Source organism: Pseudoalteromonas sp. ECSMB14103 (assembly GCF_000813065.1).
GTDB classification, from domain to species: Bacteria; Pseudomonadota; Gammaproteobacteria; order Enterobacterales; family Alteromonadaceae; genus Pseudoalteromonas; species Pseudoalteromonas marina.
Map to the genome: position 1 here is coordinate 19,154 of NZ_JWGY01000013.1, position 16,072 is coordinate 35,225.

A 16,072-nucleotide genomic window follows, 5' to 3' on the forward strand; every position below is an offset into this window, starting at 1 on the left:
TTAATGTCTAAAATCTGCCATTAGCGCGGGTATGCCTGGCAGCATACCAACAATAGCCATTACCGTAGTTAAAACTACAAACATAATGAGCGGGATAACCCAGCGGCTCATTTTGGTTAAGTTAGCACTGCGTTCTTTACAGCCAATTAAGCCTAAGTTATCAAGCAGCATAGTTAGAGACCAACCAAAAGCAGGGTTAACCAAGCTTGAGGCAAATACCACAATAGCGGCCGATTGCGTTGTTTTACCTTCGCGCGTCATTTCCATACCGGCCTCAAGCAGCGGAATAAACACACCAACAATAAGCGCAACACAAAGCACGGGTTGCCATATGGCTAAATCCATTGGGTAGCCCCATAAACCCGCAACAATACAAAATACGGCTGTTAAAATGGCGCCCGCCGGAATAGGGCGTTTAGCAATAGCGGCAGGAACAATGTAAGTCCCCCACGATGAGGTAAAGTTAGCACCACCGGCCAGCGAGCCAAAGGTTTGTCTAACCGATGCGCTTAGCATGGTGTCGTCTATGTTCATTTGAACTTTTTCAGTGCGTTGCGGGTAACTAATTTTTTGAAAAACTTGATGCCCTAAAAAATCCGGTGACCACATAGCTACAGCCAATACCGCAAACGGCAGCACAACCACAAAGCTTTCAAGCGTTGGTAGGCCCAGCATCCAACCTGTGTTTTCGCCCCACCAATAAGCTGGGTTCATATTTGGTAAGCCCGGCGCGGTATTAAATTCAAACGGCGCACCGAGTGCAAATGCAACCACACCGCCAATAAGGCAGCTAAGCGGCACAGCTAACCAGCGCTTTTTAAAGTGCTCAAGTAACGCATACAATAAAATGGTCGCCAAAATAACAATAAACGCAATGTGCGCCATATCAATGGCCTCAGCCCATGCAAACAGTTTTTTAACCTGCGAAATTGTGCCAATAAAGCCTAAATATATAAGTAAGCCCCCGCACACGCCTTTACTCGTTAAGCGTGCCAGCAAGCTCCCTCCTTTGGTTATGGCTAAAATAAAGCCAAAGGCACCAATCAGTAAGCCAAACGCCATAGGATGGCCGCCAGCGGCAACCACAATAGGAATAAGTGGAATAAGTGGGCCATGAGTACCCGCTAAGTTAGCGGTAGGTAAAATAATGCCCGAAAACAAAATAATAAAAATAGAAACAATCAGTAATTCATAGCGTACGTTCTCTAACACAAACGCATCGCTTAAACCTAGTGGCGCTGCAAATGTAGCGGCAATAGCACCCACCATAACCACTTTACCAATAGTGCCCGCCATGGCTGGAATCGTGTCTTCAAATTCAAAGCGGTAGTCTCTAAAAGGTAAATTAGGCCGCCAGCGCTTAGGCTGCATAATTTGTAGCTCGTGCTCTAGGTATTCGTCGCGGGTATTAAACTCTGAACTGGGTTTATGGTTGTTTTGATAGCTGTTGGTATTGTCGTGCAATGTACTTTTGTGATCTGAGTTGTGACCCTTTGGGGTTACTGACATAGTCCCTCCTGTTACTCGTTGCTTATTTACTAATACGGCTTTTGTTAAAGCAAATGAATAGTGAAGGGGCAGGGTAGATCAGCTTTTACTCAGGAATGTATAGGCAAAAGGTCGTGTATGAAGAAAAAGGAAGTCAATATACCAACAATCATTTATGTATAGTTAAAAACAATCAATAAAATTCATTGTTAATCAGATTGTTATGTTTTTTCTGTATAGGGTGAAAGTAAATTTATTGCAGCTTTTTACAATATAAGCCATTAGTCTAATAACAAAGAGATTACTTATATTCAGCTGTTTTTAGCCACTTGTCGCAGCTACTTCCTATTATTAACTTAAACCGCTATGGTATTAAAAAACTATTATAAGAGTACTTTATGAAATTATTAACGGCAGCAACGTTATTACTTGCTTCATCAGCCGCTATTGCGCGCCCTGCGCCTTTGGTATCTATACCAACACACGATGAATTTTTTAATAATATAGCAGCGTATTGTGGGAAAGCGTTTGAGGGCAAAGTAAGCGTAGATAACGCAAAAGGCCCAAGCTCATTTGATAATAAAAAGTTAGTTATGCATGTTCGTAAATGCACAGATAGCGAGCTGCAAGTGCCATTTCATGTGGGTGATGATGCATCGCGTACGTGGATCATTACTAAAACGGGCAGTGGTTTGAGCTTAAAGCATGATCATCGCCATAAAGATGGCACAGACGACGTATCTACTATGTATGGCGGTCATACACTTGATGCGGGTTTTGCACAAATGCAGTCTTTCCCGGCCGATCAATACTCTAAAGAATTATTTGTAGCACAAGGTATTGCACAGTCGGCAGGTAATACATGGCAAATGTATATTTATCCTGAGGTATTTACGTATCGGTTAATTCGCCAAGGGCGCGAGTTTAAGGTGGACTTTGATTTAACTAAACCTATTACGCCACCGGCTGCACCATGGGGATACGAAGAGTAAGCTTATTATTCAGGCTCTTCGCATTGCAATAAAACCGTTAAAGGTGGTTGATAAGCGCGTGGTTTAGTAGGAAAACGTTCGTACTCTTGCACGCCTTCAAGCACTTTTAACATAAAGGTGTTGCCACGGCATAACCTGTCTGCATGGCGCAGTAAAAACATACTTTGATTAGCAAAGTGTTTGTAATCGTCTGATTGTATTTCTATTTTATAATTGCTGTTGTCAATTTTGGTTTGATAATAATGAACTTTGTTATCAAAGTCGTATGATTTTTCTTTTTCGACGGTGTCGGCCAGTGCAGTGCCTGTATTCGAAAGGCCCACCAGTACGCAACTAATGATAAAGCGCGGTGAATATAACCCTTTCATAAAATGTATCCTTTAATTTGCGAACTTAATACCCATTAAATACTCATACAAGTTCGGTTTATGTACGTTAAGTCTAACACCCAAAAGAGATAATGTGATGTTCAAACAAATAAAACAGCTTTTTACAGCATTCGATGATCCAGCGCCAAGTATAGAGCCACACGATTTAAAAACAGCGGTAGCAGCGTTGCTAATTGAAGTGATGCGTGCAGATACCAAGCTCGACCATGATGAACAACACACCCTGACTGTAACCTTAAAAAAGTATTTTAATTTAACAGATTCTGAGGTTGAAGAACTCACTACCAATGCAGCAAGTAGCTTAGATGGTGCAATTGATTACTTTCAGTTTTCAAAACAGATTAATGAGCATTGCAGTGCGGCAGAGCGAATAGAGATAATAGAATTGCTGTGGCGTTTAGCCTACGCAGACGGTGAAATAGACCCACAAGAAGAGTACGTAATACGTAAAATAGCGGGTCTATTATATGTAACGCATGTTGATTTTATCGCCGCAAAAATAGCGGCGACAAAGCAAAAGTAAAGCGTATAAGGTTACTTTAATTTGCTTGCAACACTGACTAATTGATGAGCAAGCGAAGATACTTTATCAGCTACTTCTGGGTCGCTAATTTGGCCATTGTCATCAAAAACAGAAAACGCAGACGGTACAGCAAGTTGGTCGGCAAGCACTAACGAACCAATGCCGCTTAAAATATCACGTACGTGGTTTAAACCGCGTAAACCTCCTAATCCACCCGGTGAAGTAGCAAATAAGGCCACAACTTTATTACGAAACGCCGGTACTGCACCTTGCTCAGTGCGTGACGCCCAATCTATAGCGTTTTTCAATGGCGCAGTGATCGAGCCGTTATACTCTGGGCTTGCCAGTAAAATACCATCTGCAGAGCGAAGTTTGTCTTTTAAACGTTGTGCATCAGCGGGTGTGCCTTGTGCTTCAATGTCCTCGTTAAATAGTGGAATATCTAACTCGTTTAACTGAATAACTTCTACTTCAGCGCCTGTTTGCAGAGCAAAACGTGCTGCTTCATTAATAAGTTTTTGATTAAAGCTTTCTTTGCGTAAGCTGCCCGCAAGCGCGATAATTTTTGGTGCTGACATGAGTTTGGCCTTTTTATGTTTTAAGTTACATACCTAATGTAGCAAACTTTTACTTGTAGAAAACCCAAATAAACGCAACACTTATGTGCGTATATGCACACAAGTAAAGGCAGATCGCATGGCAATAAAATTTGATGACTGGCAAGACGTAAAAGTGGCCTTTGAAGTGGCGCGGCTTGGCACGCTTACAGCTGCAGCAGAGGCACTAAATGTGCACCATAGTACAGTACTAAGACGAATTAATAGCCTTGAAAAAAACCTAGATACGCGCTTGTTTCATCGCCATGCTCGTGGTTACAAGGTAACCGAAATAGGCGCTAAATTATTTGCGACAGCGCAAACTATAGATACCTCGCTCGAACAGCTACATAACGATATTGCCGCTGCCGACAGTACTTTACGCGGAAGTTTATTACTTACTACGGTGAGTGGGTTTATTGATGTTATGGGTGATGTATGTGAGCAATTTCAGGCATTACACCCACAAGTGCAGCTTGAAGTTATTTTGGAGCAAAAACGCTTGCGGCTCGATCACGGGCAAGCACATATTGCGCTTCGTGCAGGGCCTAAACCTGATGAAGGGGATTACATAGCTCAGCACTTAGCAAAGCTTACATCGGGTTTATATGCTAACAAACGCTACATTACAAAGCATGGCATGCCTAAATCACTAGGTGATTTATTGCAGCATAATTTTGTATCCGGAGTGGCGGGATATAATGCGCGGGTACCTTATTTTGCTTGGGCAGACGAAAACATTCCTGCATCGCAAATCAAATTACGTGTATCAGAAACTGCCGAGGCTACACGCGCGATTATTAAAGGCTTAGGGATTGGTGGTTTACAACATGATGTAGCAGCGCAATATAGCGATTTGGTTCCTGTGCTACATAATGAATTAAATTGGCCCACCGATGTGTGGTTAGTGACCCACCATTTAGTGCATCGCACCGCGAAAGTACAAGCTTTTGCAGGCTTATTAAAGGCGCATTTTAATAAACTTGCTAAGTAAAAAAATTGAAGGGCTCCCGATCGAGTTATTTTTTGGCAATTAGCATTTAAACAGTTTTACAATGAAAAGGCGTACAACAACAAGTTGTACGCCTTTTTAGTTTTTAAATTACTGTGCTTTACAACTTACGTTTTTAAGCTCAATAGTGAGATCTTTTTTAGGGTAATACAGCACGCATTGCTCGCCAATAATTTGCAAAACAAACTTTTCTGACTTGATATTATGCGCGCCCATAATGGGCATACCATTGGGATCTTTACTTGTACCATGGCTTAGTAAAAGCTCACTGCGTTTCGTAAAAACGGTGTCGGCCAGTGTAACAAGCGTACCGCCTTTAGCTTTTATTATTGCCTGTTGCAGCACAGTTATAACGCCTGGGTTAACCTCTGTTAATAGCGCAGGCTTTGCAACGGCATTACTCATACTATTACACCCTCCTATACTTATTAATACAGTGAGTACCGCCAGTAACTTTACCATTATTGCTCCTTAGACAACGTAGGCCATGTAAGGTCCATGTTACCGCGGGTAAGATCATTTGGTGCGTTTAAAGGCTGCAGTTTTTCGCCCGTTGCAGCAAAGCTTGGTACATCTACTTTACTATTAGCGACCGTTGTTGTGATTGGGCACTCGCCGTTATTATCTATATGAAAAAGTGCTGTAGATAGTAACCCTTCGTTGCTATCACCAAGTTGATTATCAAAGTCATCACTAACAACACACCCTTGTACATCGGCATTAAATTGTGGTGTTGGTGTTGGGGTAAAGCCTGCGGCATATTCGCCAAAGCCTTTACTGTTAACGCCACTAAATTGAATGGTGTAGTAGGTTGTTCCACAGTTGTGTGTAGGCGTAAATCCGTATGGTTTACCACAGGTTGTGTCGCCAATAAGTACCACCTCTGCATCTATTCCCTTTAAGCCATTAATAAATGCTTCAGAGGCTGAACAGGTACCTGATGTACTTAGTACATACACTTTAGATAAGTTTAAATCAGGTAATTTATCGCCAGTACTAAAAAACGTTGAGTAATCTATTTCTTCGTCAATAAACGGAAATGGAGAATCGACAGGCTGTTTATCATTTTGTTGCGTTTGATAGTAAAAGCGGTTTTGTACATTGGCACTTCCTGCCACCATATACGCTAGCTGCGCAGACAGCGCTAATAAACCACCGCCGTTGTATCTAAAATCAATAACGAGTTCGTCTACGTTATCGGTTCTAAATTTATTTACTGCATCAATTAGGCCCTCTTGGGCAATACCTATATGGCTATTAAACTGCATATAACCAACGCGCGTGTTATTGCTTGTTACAATCGTTTTTACATTTTGAACAGGCGTTTGCTCAATGTTACCCGCTGTGACGTTAAATGTTTTTTCCGTGCCGTCGTTACTGCGAACAACAATTGTATGCGAATCACCGTTGGTTGGGCTAAATAAGCCTTCGTTTAAAGTATCAATCCCGGCTTGGGTATTGGTATTAATACTTACGCCATCCACTTCAAGTACGGTATCGCCTCGTTGAAAGCCAATTTGGCTTGCTGGTGAGTCATCTTCAAGGTAAGCAACACGTAAAATTCTATCGGCTGAATCACCAATAAATGCCCAGTTAATACCATAACCAGAGGTAACGCCCGATTGTGCTTCTTGGAAGTAATCTTCAGAGGGTTCTGAAAAATGAAAGTTATCTTTTTTAGCGCCTGAATCGGTTAGCTCTTCGGTTTTTAGTTGAGCAAAATAGTCAGCGACGGTATCGAACGATTCAGGGTCGTTATCGGCTATTTCGTCATACCACAGGTATGTTTCGTCGCTCCATGAGCGAAGCCATAGTTTTTCGTATAAGGCTGAACCAGCTTGGTCAGGGTAAGGCTCATTATTATTAAACGGGTCGTTACCTGTACGTGGGTTTTCGCAAAAGTTTTTGAGTTCGTCTGAAGGTTCAAATACACCGGCAGTCCATGTCGGTGTGCTACTTGTAGGTGGCGTGACAGGCGCTGGTGTAGTGTTGCTACCTCCGCCTCCACCACAACCTGTTAAAGCAAAAACTGAGAGCGCGCTAATAATTGCAAGCGATAGAGTGTTGTTTTTAAACATATTCGGTACTTCCTGTAAATAAGTTGTTTAAAATACTACAACACCTGATTATTTATTCAACGTTTTGCTTTTTCTTTATGTAAATAATTGTGTCATTTTTTATTGGTAAAGCAGTATTTTAAGTTCGCTTATTAGCGGGAATATCATTACATTTTTTGTATAGTGCTTTTTAGTGCTAGGTCTTGCTTTTGCCACGCATTAAAAAGTTTTTGTTGTTGTTTTGAAATTTTTAAACCATAGGTTTTTTGCATGTAAGCATAGGCGTCGGCAATTTTTTTACGGGCATAAAATGGTGGCTCAACAACACGTTGCTTAAAGTTTACTTTTACATCGCATTGGCCGTATTGAGTCGCGGCTCCACCTAGCATGCCAAAACGATAATTAGAGCGGTCAGCATTTATTTCGCCAATTGCGGGGGCTAAGTTATTTATATCAGCTTCCATTTTTCGAAATTTTTCGCTGACTTTACGACAGTTTTTCCGCCCACCATTTTGCCAACATTGTAGTTGATGCCCAAACTCCCATGCCGATACAATATGCTCCCATTCAATACGTAAAGCGCGCTTGTTTACTTTGCCTGAGCGGGTAAATGTATTACAATGTATCGTTAAATTGTACTTTCCATACATCTTTTTTATAACCGCTTTCTCTTGGCCCTAAACCTAATAAAGTTGTACTTACTGGTTGAGCATCAATAAGTAAATGCGCGTGTGCATTAGCAATTATTTGCTGTTTGTTGGGGGCTTTGAATGGTTGCCCAGTCATGCCATTAAAACTTTGAGGGTTGCCTTCACTGGTTACAGTTATAAGTGGGGTAGATAAAAAATGCGCAAAGGTTATCTTAGTCGGATTAGTTACTTGTGAAACAATATTATCAATTGATGCGACGTAATCGCTGCTTTTAAAGGGGTTAGCCAGGGTGCGTGTTGCTAAGTGTTTACCATGTACTTTTTCAAGCGGAATAGCACTCATAACCAAACCGCCAAGCAACCAAGCTAGTATTTGTATTCCTAATAAATAGCCCAACCATTTATGAAGTTTACGTGCTGGTTTAAAAATTTTTTTCATGTGTGTTTATCTTATTATTTTTACAAAACATTTTACGCGATGGTTGAGCAAGGTGAGTGCGACAAAATGTCGCACTAGTGCATTAAAATAGCGTTTCAGCACAATAGCGCCAATTGTAAGTAGCAATCGCACTCTAAAATAAGAGTATTACCATATAAAACGTCTATTTATAGGGTGTTGATTTGGTATAAAGGTAAAACTGCGTTAAAGTTTGCATGGTAACCATTAGAGGATAAATACGAGACAATGTCGGAAATTCAATTTTTAAATGTAGATCTAGAGCTTGAGTCAAAACAAGATATTAGTGTGCTGGTGGCCGACCTAAAAAAAGTCGCAACGATTTTACATTATGACAAAGACGAATACCGTCAATTAGCACGTATTGAGGTAGCTGGCGATGTAAAATCACCAGACAAAGCAATAAACCATATATGTGAGCTTATTGAGTCATGTTCACGCAATGCATTAAAGCAATGGTTAAGCTGCTCACGTAGAACGTTTGATATAGGGTTTGAGTCAGGCACGTCGCCAAAATGTTTTAATCAAGCTTTACATGCAGATACACTACTGCGTATATCTGCTATTGGCGCGGGTATGGAAATAACAATTTACCCTCTCGAAAAATAACTTACGTCTTTCGCTCAACAACGGCTGCGGTCATTTTCGATACGCAGCACAGCTCGTTGCGGCTGTTTGTGATTTTTATTTCCCAAACAGAGCTTCGTTTTCCAATATGAAATGCGCGTGCTGTTGCTGTTAATGTACCATTGCGAGAAGCCTTTAAATGGCTTGCACTTATTTCTTGCCCAACACAGTAAAACTTTGTGAAATCAACCACAAAATTAGCAGCATAGCTCGCTACGGTTTCGGCGAGTACAACGTTTGCGCCGCCATGAACCATGCCAATAGGGTTATGGTGTGCAGGGATTGCAGGCATAGTTGCTACTAAGTAATCGTCGCCTATCTCTGTTATTTCTATCCCCATGGTTTTCATTAGCGTCCCTTGGCCATTAATGCCTTCGTCCAATTGTTTACACAATGCTAATGTAATGGGTTGATGCCAAATACTCATATAGATTCCTTTAAATTTATTGTAGCAAGTTACTATTTTTATAGGCTATTTTATAAAGCCTCTAAAATGTACACGTAAGGAAGTAATTTAGCTATTTGAACGGATAATTTAAATTTGCGATTTTTATTTAACTGTATATACTCACAGTTAAATGTACTGTATGGAAAACCAGTTGTATGCGCCCATTAACTAAACGCCAAGCTCAAATACTCGAATTAATTAAAGTGTTTATTAAAGACACTGGTATGCCGCCTACACGTGCCGAAATAGCACAAACGTTAGGGTTTAAAAGTGCAAATGCCGCTGAGGAACATTTAAAAGCCCTTGCCAAAAAAGGGGTGATTAAAATGAAACCTGGCGCAAGCCGTGGAATTCAACTTGTTGAAGAAGAGGAGCCAGAACAATTAGGTTTACCGCTTATTGGCCGAGTTGCGGCAGGTTCACCTATTTTGGCGCAAGAACATGTTGAAAGCCACTGTAAAATTGACCCATTAATGTTTAAACCAGCTGCCGACTTTTTACTGCGCGTAAATGGTATGAGTATGAAAGATATAGGCATTATGGATGGCGATTTACTTGCTGTGCATAAAACACAAGTGGCTGAAAATGGTCAAGTTGTGGTTGCCCGTGTTGATGACGATGTAACCGTAAAACGCATTGAAAAAGCGGGTCGTCAGGTGTTGCTTCATGCCGAAAATGACGAGTTTGCACCAATTAAGGTCGATCTTGAAACTGAGTCGTTCAACATTGAAGGCTTAGCAGTGGGTGTAATTCGTAACGCGGACTGGATGTAGTTTTTCTTATTTTATAAAAAGCGCACTTTTTTGGTGCGCTTTTTTTATTTTTAAAATTTTGTTTTTTTTTTATTCACACTCTTTCATTTCATCCTTAGCCCTTACCACCTCTCGATTTGAGCCATTTTCTTCTATGTTCAACTAAGTCAACTCTCTACTTTTTATATATTTATTGTTTGTTTTTAATACAAAAAACTTGCATGGTGGTTAAATATTAACTAATTGTTAATAAGCTGACGCTGGCAATACTCATCGCTTTTAAGTTTTGAGCACACACAATAAACTTTTGCTAGCGCAGTGAATGCCAATTTTTATAAATAAAACGGCATTAATAAAAAAATAAAAATAACGAATTGGCGTTTAAGCCGTATGCCTCTTCGCTTTGCACTAGCAACAGCATCAAAGGAGTCGTCACATGGGTAAACTTAGTTGTACCTTGTGGCTTATATTGTGTGTTTTTCCGCAGTTAGCCTTGGCAAATAGCCAATTTAATATGCGTAAGGGCGTTACAGATATAAGTGAAAATGTTTACGAATTACACATGACCATATTTTTTATATGTTGTGTGATTGGGATAATAGTGTTTGCCATTATGCTTTGGGCACTCATTCATCATCGCAAATCTAAAGGAGCGGTTCCCGCTCAATTCCACGAAAGCACCAAAGTAGAAATTCTTTGGACCGCCATTCCATTTGTTATTTTAATTGCAATGGCAGTGCCAGCTACAAAAACCTTAATCGCTATGGAAGATGCCAGTAAAGCCGACTTAACAATTAAAGTTACAGGTTCACAGTGGAAATGGCATTATGAATATATGGGAGAAGATGTAGAGTTTTACTCAATGCTTGCAACTCCTCAGGATGAAATAACTAATTTAGCTGATAAAAACCCAAATTATTTACTTGAGGTAGACAAACCCCTCGTACTGCCAATTAATCAAAAAATTCGTTTTTTAATGACCTCAGATGATGTTATCCACTCTTGGTGGGTACCAGACTTTGCCGTTAAAAAAGACGCCAACCCAGGCTTTATTAACGAAACATGGACCAACATAAACGAAGAAGGCATTTACCGGGGTCAGTGTGCCGAGCTGTGCGGTAAGGATCACGGGTTTATGCCCGTTGTGGTAGAGGCCAAATCTGAGGCTGACTTTAAAGTATGGTTGGCCGATGCTAAACAAGCTAAGCAACAAGCAGCTTTAGCTGATGCCGCTTTACTTGATCAAACATTACCTAAAGAAGAGCTAATGGAGCTGGGCGCTCAAGTATACATGGCAAGTTGTGCAGCATGTCATCAACCTACAGGGTTAGGGCTACCGGGCGTATTTCCGGCTCTAAAAGGCAGCCCAATTGTACTTGGCGATATCAAAGGTCATATAGACATACTTATCCATGGGAGCCCAGGTACGGCAATGCAATCATTTGCCAAGCAGTTATCTATAAAACAATTGGCTGCGGTTATTACTTACAAGCGAAATGCATGGGGTAACGATACCGGTGATGTTATTCAGCCTAGTGAGATTCAAGCAGCACTTGATGCCGACGTGGAGGCTAACTAATGAGTAGCATAGCAGAACAACCAAACGCCAATGAAGCGCATCATGCTCATCATCCAGCTAAAGGCTTTAAGCGCTGGCTTTATACAACAAATCATAAAGATATTGGCAGTTTATATTTAATATTTTCGTTGACCATGTTTTTAATTGGTGGCGCCATGGCTATGGTGATCAGGGCCGAATTATTTCAGCCAGGGTTGCAGTTGGTCGATCCCCACTTTTTTAATCAAATGACTACAGTTCACGGTTTAATAATGGTGTTTGGCGCCGTTATGCCTGCCTTTACGGGATTAGCCAATTGGATGATACCGTTAATGATAGGTGCGCCAGATATGGCATTACCTAGAATGAATAACTGGAGCTTTTGGATCTTACCTTTCGCATTCTTAATTTTGCTTGCTTCTTTATTTATGCCTGGAGGAGGTCCTGCTTTTGGCTGGACCTTCTATGCTCCGCTTTCAACCACATACAGTAACGACAATACTGCCTTGTTTGTATTTGCGGTGCACATAATGGGTATTAGCTCAATTATGGGTGCTATTAATGTGGTTGTGACTATAGTTAATTTGCGTGCACCTGGCATGACGTGGATGAAACTTCCCCTGTTTGTATGGACATGGCTAATAACGGCATTTTTACTCATTGCTGTTATGCCCGTTTTGGCAGGGGCGGTGACCATGGTTTTAACCGATAAATATTTTGCGACTAGCTTTTTTGACGCTGCCGGCGGTGGCGATCCGGTGATGTTCCAGCATATATTTTGGTTTTTTGGTCACCCCGAAGTTTACATCATGATTTTGCCAGCGTTTGGTATCATTTCAACCATAGTGCCTACTTTTTCGCGTAAAAAGCTATTTGGCTATGCATCTATGGTTTATGCCACGTCATCTATAGCATTACTAAGCTTTATTGTGTGGGCGCATCACATGTTTACCACCGGTATGCCGGTAGCTGCAGAGCTATTTTTTATGTACTCCACAATGCTGATATCGGTACCTACCGGCGTGAAAGTATTTAATTGGGTAGCCACCATGTGGCGCGGTTCTATTAGCTTTGAAGTCCCTATGATGTTCAGTATTGCTTTTATAGTGCTGTTCACATTAGGTGGTTTTTCAGGGTTGATGCTTGCTATTACTCCCGCTGATTTTCAATACCACGACACTTATTTTGTAGTGGCTCATTTTCATTATGTATTAGTGACAGGGGCGGTATTTTCAATCATGGCCGGTGCTTATTACTGGCTGCCAAAATGGACTGGCAATATGTTTAATATCACGCTGGCTAAGTGGCATTTTTGGTTGTCGTTAGTCAGTGTAAATGTGCTGTTTTTTCCAATGCATTTTGTGGGTTTGGCTGGTATGCCTCGTCGTATTCCTGATTATGCACTGCAATTTGCAGACTTCAACGCAATTATAAGTATTGGTGGTTTTGCATTTGGTTTATCTCAGCTGTTGTTTGTAGTGGTTGTCTTTAAATGTGCAAGAGGCGGCGAAAAAGTCCCTGCAAAAGTATGGGATGGCGCTGAAGGGTTAGAGTGGGAAGTTGAATCCCCTGCGCCTTACCATACCTTTTCAACACCACCGGAAATTAAATAATGACCCACGCACCGCTCCTTAAACGCTTGATTATTATCAGCATAGGTATGTTTGCGTTTGCGTTTGCCTTAGTGCCGTTATACGACGTGTTTTGTGACTTAACCGGGCTAAATGGTAAGCCATCGTTAGAGCAAGCGCAGCAAAGTAGCGTGATTGAGCAAACAAGGGACGTTAGCGTGAGTTTTACAACTCATGCACAAAGCGGTGCACCTTTTGAGGTGAAATCAAAAGAGTACAGTGTGGTTGTGAAACCCGGAGAAATGCGAGAAGTCGTTTTTAGCGCAAAAAATAGTAGTGAACTCGATAAAGTTATGCAGGCAGTACCGTCTGTTTCACCAGGCAAAGCGGCAAAATATTTACACAAAATGGCCTGCTTTTGCTTTGATCAACAACCCCTAAAAGCGGGGGAAGAGCTCGAATTTAAATTGCTTTTTTATGTTGATACAGCGCTTCCAAGTGATGTTGAAGAGCTAACTTTGTCTTACACCGTATTTGATATTAGTGAGCAACTAGTTGCCAGTAATAACTAGCAACAAACACTAGTGCGAAACTAGGAGCAAGTAAAATGAATCAAGAACATGAGCATTATTACGTACCAGAGCAAAGCCCGTGGCCCATTGTAGGAGCGGTTGCGTTGTTTTTTATCGCCGTAGGCGCAGGCTTAACAGTTATGGAAGTTGGCAAGGAAGGGGGGAGCGGTGTTTATTTACTTTATGCCGGTATAGCCGTTCTTTTATATATGTTATTTGGCTGGTTTAAAAATGTTATTCACGAGTCAGGCCAAGGGTTGTACTCAGCACAAATGGATCGTTCTTTTCGACAAGGCATGAGCTGGTTCATTTTTTCTGAGGTTATGTTTTTTATGGCCTTTTTTGGTGCGTTATTTTATGCACGTATGATTTCGGTGCCCTGGTTGGGGGGCGCGGGTAACAATGCTATGACTAATGAAGTGTTGTGGCCTACCTTTGAAGCTATGTGGCCTTTGGTTGTTACACCTTCCGGTGACACAACCCAAGCTATGGGGTGGCAAGGCCTACCATTAATCAATACGTTAATTTTAATCGCTTCATCGGTCACGTTACATTTTGCCCATGTTGCAATGGAAAACAACAAACGTAAACCACTGAAAGTGTTTTTAGGACTTACGGTGTTATTAGGCGTGTGCTTTTTAGCATTGCAGGTAGAGGAATACGTTCATGCATACAATGACTTAAATTTAACATTAGATGCCGGTGTGTACGGTAATACATTCTTTTTGCTTACAGGCTTTCATGGCATGCATGTCACACTCGGAGCCATACTTTTATTTGTTATTTTAATACGAATATTAAAAGGTCATTTTACCAAAGAAAAGCACTTTGCGTTTCAAGCTGCTGCTTGGTATTGGCATTTTGTTGATGTGGTATGGCTGTGTTTATTTGTGTTTGTATATGTGCTGTAACGTTGATCGGCGAGCTATTTGCCTTTATATAACCAAGCTTAACTGCTGCGATTGCGACCACTAATACAACAACCGAAAACAACACTCGGCGTCCTAAAAAGTGAGACATAGGTCGCCCGTTTGTTTTCCCAGACACCATAATAAATAGCGCTCTAAATAAGTTAAAAAGTATAAACATTAACAACAGTACAATAATAATTTTAATAATCACTGAGTTGACCCTTTATGCAAGTAGTTTTAAGGCACAAACAAAAGCTTAGTTCAATAATCACAATTTGCATGGTTGTGGTTGTCGTGCTGGTATGTGTGCGCCTAGGTTTTTGGCAATTAGAACGAGGTGAAAAAAAACAGCAACAGCTCACTGCTATTGCTCAAATACAAACTCATGGTGTTATGAGTTGGTCGCAGTTGCTTAATTTACCAAAGCAGTGGAATAAAACCGGTGTACTAGTCGAGCTTAAAGGGACACTTTTAAGCGAACATTACTGGTTGTTAGATAATCAAGTATATAACGGACAAGTGGGTTACGACCTACTCGCCCTGTTAAAACCAAATAATGATATGCGTGCAGTATTGGTTAATTTAGGTTGGGTGAGAGCCCCGCTATCACGGGATATTTTACCTGCAGTAGTTATGCCCCAAGGTGAGTTTACGGTCAAAGCACAAATTAAAGAGAATAACCTCAGTAGTTTTACCCTAGAAGATAAGACCTCGAGTGGTGATTTGCCCAAACGCATTCAATCAATCGACTTAAGCTTTATACAATCACACACTAATTTCCCATTGGTTAACTTTATGGCTTACCGCCAAGGTGAGGGTGATGAAATTGCGATACCGCATTACGAAGCGGTTGTAATGAGCCCACAAAAACATAACGCCTATGCGGTGCAGTGGTTTTTAATCGCCTTTGCATGTGTTGTTGTAGCCATTTTTGCGAGTAAAAAAAGGAATAAAAATGAAAAATAAACCCCTTTTATTGTTTGTAACCTGTTGTGCTATCCCTTTGTTTTTAGCCTATAGCGCGCTCAAATTCGATTGGTTACCTAGTGCGGTTACAAATCACGGTGAATTTCTAAATGAAGAGATAAAACTAGAAAACTGGCAACAAAATAATCCTAAACAATGGACTATAGCACTTAATTATTCGAGTGAGTGCAGTGCGTCATGTAACGAGCAACTTGAGGCGCTTAATAATTTGTATATAGCGCTTGGTAAAAATCAAGGAAAGGTAGATATGGCTGTTATGGGAAGTCCTTCACAAGCTGACTTACCGTGGAAAAAAATGGCCCAGCAAGCAAGCTTGACCCCCGCAAGTTTGTATTTAATTGATCATATGGGGCTTGTGGTACTTGAGTACCCATACAAAGCAAAGCCTCAAGAAAACCGCTTAGTTCAAAAAGGGCTATTAAAGGATTTAAAAAAACTACTTAATTATTCTCGTTCAAGCTAATCCGTTTAGTGTGAGGTTA

18 protein-coding genes and 2 pseudogenes are annotated in these 16,072 nt (G+C 40.9%); 11 read left to right on the plus strand and 9 right to left on the minus strand.

The genetic code is table 11. From position 1 onward, the window contains the following. Nucleotides 1-1,509, minus strand: a complete 1,509-nt coding sequence (locus RF53_RS16880; RefSeq protein WP_039038353.1) for a DUF3360 family protein — start codon at nt 1,507-1,509, stop codon at nt 1-3. A gap of 377 nt (nt 1,510-1,886) precedes the next feature. Here RF53_RS16880 and RF53_RS16885 point away from each other — a divergent pair, with 377 nt between their 5' ends. After that, nucleotides 1,887-2,480, plus strand: a complete 594-nt coding sequence (locus RF53_RS16885; RefSeq protein WP_039038354.1) for a hypothetical protein — start codon at nt 1,887-1,889, stop codon at nt 2,478-2,480. A gap of 5 nt (nt 2,481-2,485) precedes the next feature. On the opposite strand, the gene RF53_RS16890 is transcribed toward RF53_RS16885, so the two are convergent. Continuing rightward, nucleotides 2,486-2,848 carry a hypothetical protein gene (locus tag RF53_RS16890; protein WP_008129050.1) on the minus strand — a complete coding sequence of 121 codons (363 nt, stop codon included), beginning with the start codon at nt 2,846-2,848 and terminating at the stop codon, nt 2,486-2,488. A gap of 97 nt (nt 2,849-2,945) precedes the next feature. On the opposite strand from RF53_RS16890, the gene RF53_RS16895 reads away from it, so the two are divergent. Then, nucleotides 2,946-3,392 carry a tellurite resistance TerB family protein gene (locus tag RF53_RS16895; protein WP_008129052.1) on the plus strand — a complete coding sequence of 149 codons (447 nt, stop codon included), beginning with the start codon at nt 2,946-2,948 and terminating at the stop codon, nt 3,390-3,392. 11 nt (nt 3,393-3,403) lie between these two features. On the opposite strand, the gene RF53_RS16900 is transcribed toward RF53_RS16895, so the two are convergent. Further along, nucleotides 3,404-3,970: an NADPH-dependent FMN reductase gene (locus RF53_RS16900; RefSeq protein ID WP_006793765.1), complete on the minus strand. Its 567-nt coding sequence runs from the start codon at nt 3,968-3,970 to the stop codon at nt 3,404-3,406. 118 nt (nt 3,971-4,088) lie between these two features. On the opposite strand from RF53_RS16900, the gene RF53_RS16905 reads away from it, so the two are divergent. Continuing rightward, nucleotides 4,089-4,982 carry a LysR family transcriptional regulator gene (locus RF53_RS16905; RefSeq protein ID WP_039038355.1) on the plus strand — a complete coding sequence of 298 codons (894 nt, stop codon included), beginning with the start codon at nt 4,089-4,091 and terminating at the stop codon, nt 4,980-4,982. Between the two features lie 108 nt (nt 4,983-5,090). Here the strand turns inward: RF53_RS16905 and RF53_RS16910 are convergent, their stop codons facing one another. From RF53_RS16910 to RF53_RS16925, 4 genes and pseudogenes are all read right to left on the minus strand, one after another. Further along, nucleotides 5,091-5,462 carry a hypothetical protein gene (locus tag RF53_RS16910; RefSeq protein ID WP_006793767.1) on the minus strand — a complete coding sequence of 124 codons (372 nt, stop codon included), beginning with the start codon at nt 5,460-5,462 and terminating at the stop codon, nt 5,091-5,093. Further along, complete coding sequence (locus tag RF53_RS16915; protein WP_006793768.1) at nt 5,462-7,078, minus strand: S41 family peptidase; 1,617 nt, start codon at nt 7,076-7,078, stop codon at nt 5,462-5,464. The genes RF53_RS16910 and RF53_RS16915 overlap by 1 nt, the downstream gene beginning before the upstream one ends. 146 nt (nt 7,079-7,224) lie before the next feature. Then, nucleotides 7,225-7,674: pseudogene (locus tag RF53_RS16920) on the minus strand (endonuclease); the annotation flags it as partial. A 1-nt stretch (nt 7,675) separates the two neighbouring features. Then, nucleotides 7,676-8,146 (minus strand): annotated as a pseudogene (locus tag RF53_RS16925) (hypothetical protein); the annotation flags it as partial. Nucleotides 8,147-8,392: 246 nt separating this feature from the next. Here RF53_RS16925 and RF53_RS16930 point away from each other — a divergent pair. After that, complete coding sequence (locus RF53_RS16930; protein WP_006793771.1) at nt 8,393-8,773, plus strand: hypothetical protein; 381 nt, start codon at nt 8,393-8,395, stop codon at nt 8,771-8,773. A gap of 1 nt (nt 8,774) precedes the next feature. On the opposite strand, the gene RF53_RS16935 is transcribed toward RF53_RS16930, so the two are convergent. Then, a complete protein-coding gene (locus tag RF53_RS16935) occupies nt 8,775-9,218 on the minus strand; it encodes a PaaI family thioesterase (protein WP_039038356.1) in 444 nt (147 codons plus the stop codon). Nucleotides 9,219-9,394: 176 nt separating this feature from the next. On the opposite strand from RF53_RS16935, the gene lexA reads away from it, so the two are divergent. The 5 genes from lexA to RF53_RS16960 all read left to right on the plus strand — a co-directional run bounded on the left by lexA (nt 9,395) and on the right by RF53_RS16960 (nt 14,603). Beyond that, a complete protein-coding gene (gene lexA / locus RF53_RS16940; protein WP_006793773.1) occupies nt 9,395-10,012 on the plus strand; it encodes a transcriptional repressor LexA in 618 nt (205 codons plus the stop codon). Between the two features lie 415 nt (nt 10,013-10,427). Beyond that, complete coding sequence (gene coxB, locus RF53_RS16945; RefSeq protein WP_006793774.1) at nt 10,428-11,570, plus strand: cytochrome c oxidase subunit II; 1,143 nt, start codon at nt 10,428-10,430, stop codon at nt 11,568-11,570. Further along, on the plus strand, nt 11,570-13,162 hold the full coding sequence (gene ctaD, locus RF53_RS16950; protein WP_006793775.1) for a cytochrome c oxidase subunit I: 1,593 nt from the start codon (nt 11,570-11,572) through the stop codon (nt 13,160-13,162). Before coxB ends, ctaD begins: the two co-directional genes overlap by 1 nt. Next, on the plus strand, nt 13,162-13,692 hold the full coding sequence (locus RF53_RS16955; RefSeq protein ID WP_010557765.1) for a cytochrome c oxidase assembly protein: 531 nt from the start codon (nt 13,162-13,164) through the stop codon (nt 13,690-13,692). Before ctaD ends, RF53_RS16955 begins: the two co-directional genes overlap by 1 nt. A gap of 35 nt (nt 13,693-13,727) precedes the next feature. Continuing rightward, nucleotides 13,728-14,603, plus strand: a complete 876-nt coding sequence (locus RF53_RS16960; protein WP_006793777.1) for a cytochrome c oxidase subunit 3 — start codon at nt 13,728-13,730, stop codon at nt 14,601-14,603. Here RF53_RS16960 and RF53_RS19700 read toward each other — a convergent pair. Then, nucleotides 14,503-14,814, minus strand: coding sequence for a DUF2909 domain-containing protein (locus tag RF53_RS19700; RefSeq protein WP_074210162.1), 312 nt, complete (start codon nt 14,812-14,814; stop codon nt 14,503-14,505). The genes RF53_RS16960 and RF53_RS19700 overlap by 101 nt on opposite strands. 14 nt (nt 14,815-14,828) lie before the next feature. On the opposite strand from RF53_RS19700, the gene RF53_RS16965 reads away from it, so the two are divergent. Beyond that, nucleotides 14,829-15,569: an SURF1 family protein gene (locus RF53_RS16965; RefSeq protein ID WP_033025338.1), complete on the plus strand. Its 741-nt coding sequence runs from the start codon at nt 14,829-14,831 to the stop codon at nt 15,567-15,569. Then, nucleotides 15,559-16,053, plus strand: a complete 495-nt coding sequence (locus RF53_RS16970) for a hypothetical protein (protein WP_006793780.1) — start codon at nt 15,559-15,561, stop codon at nt 16,051-16,053. The genes RF53_RS16965 and RF53_RS16970 overlap by 11 nt, the downstream gene beginning before the upstream one ends. Nucleotides 16,054-16,072 lie beyond the last annotated feature (19 nt).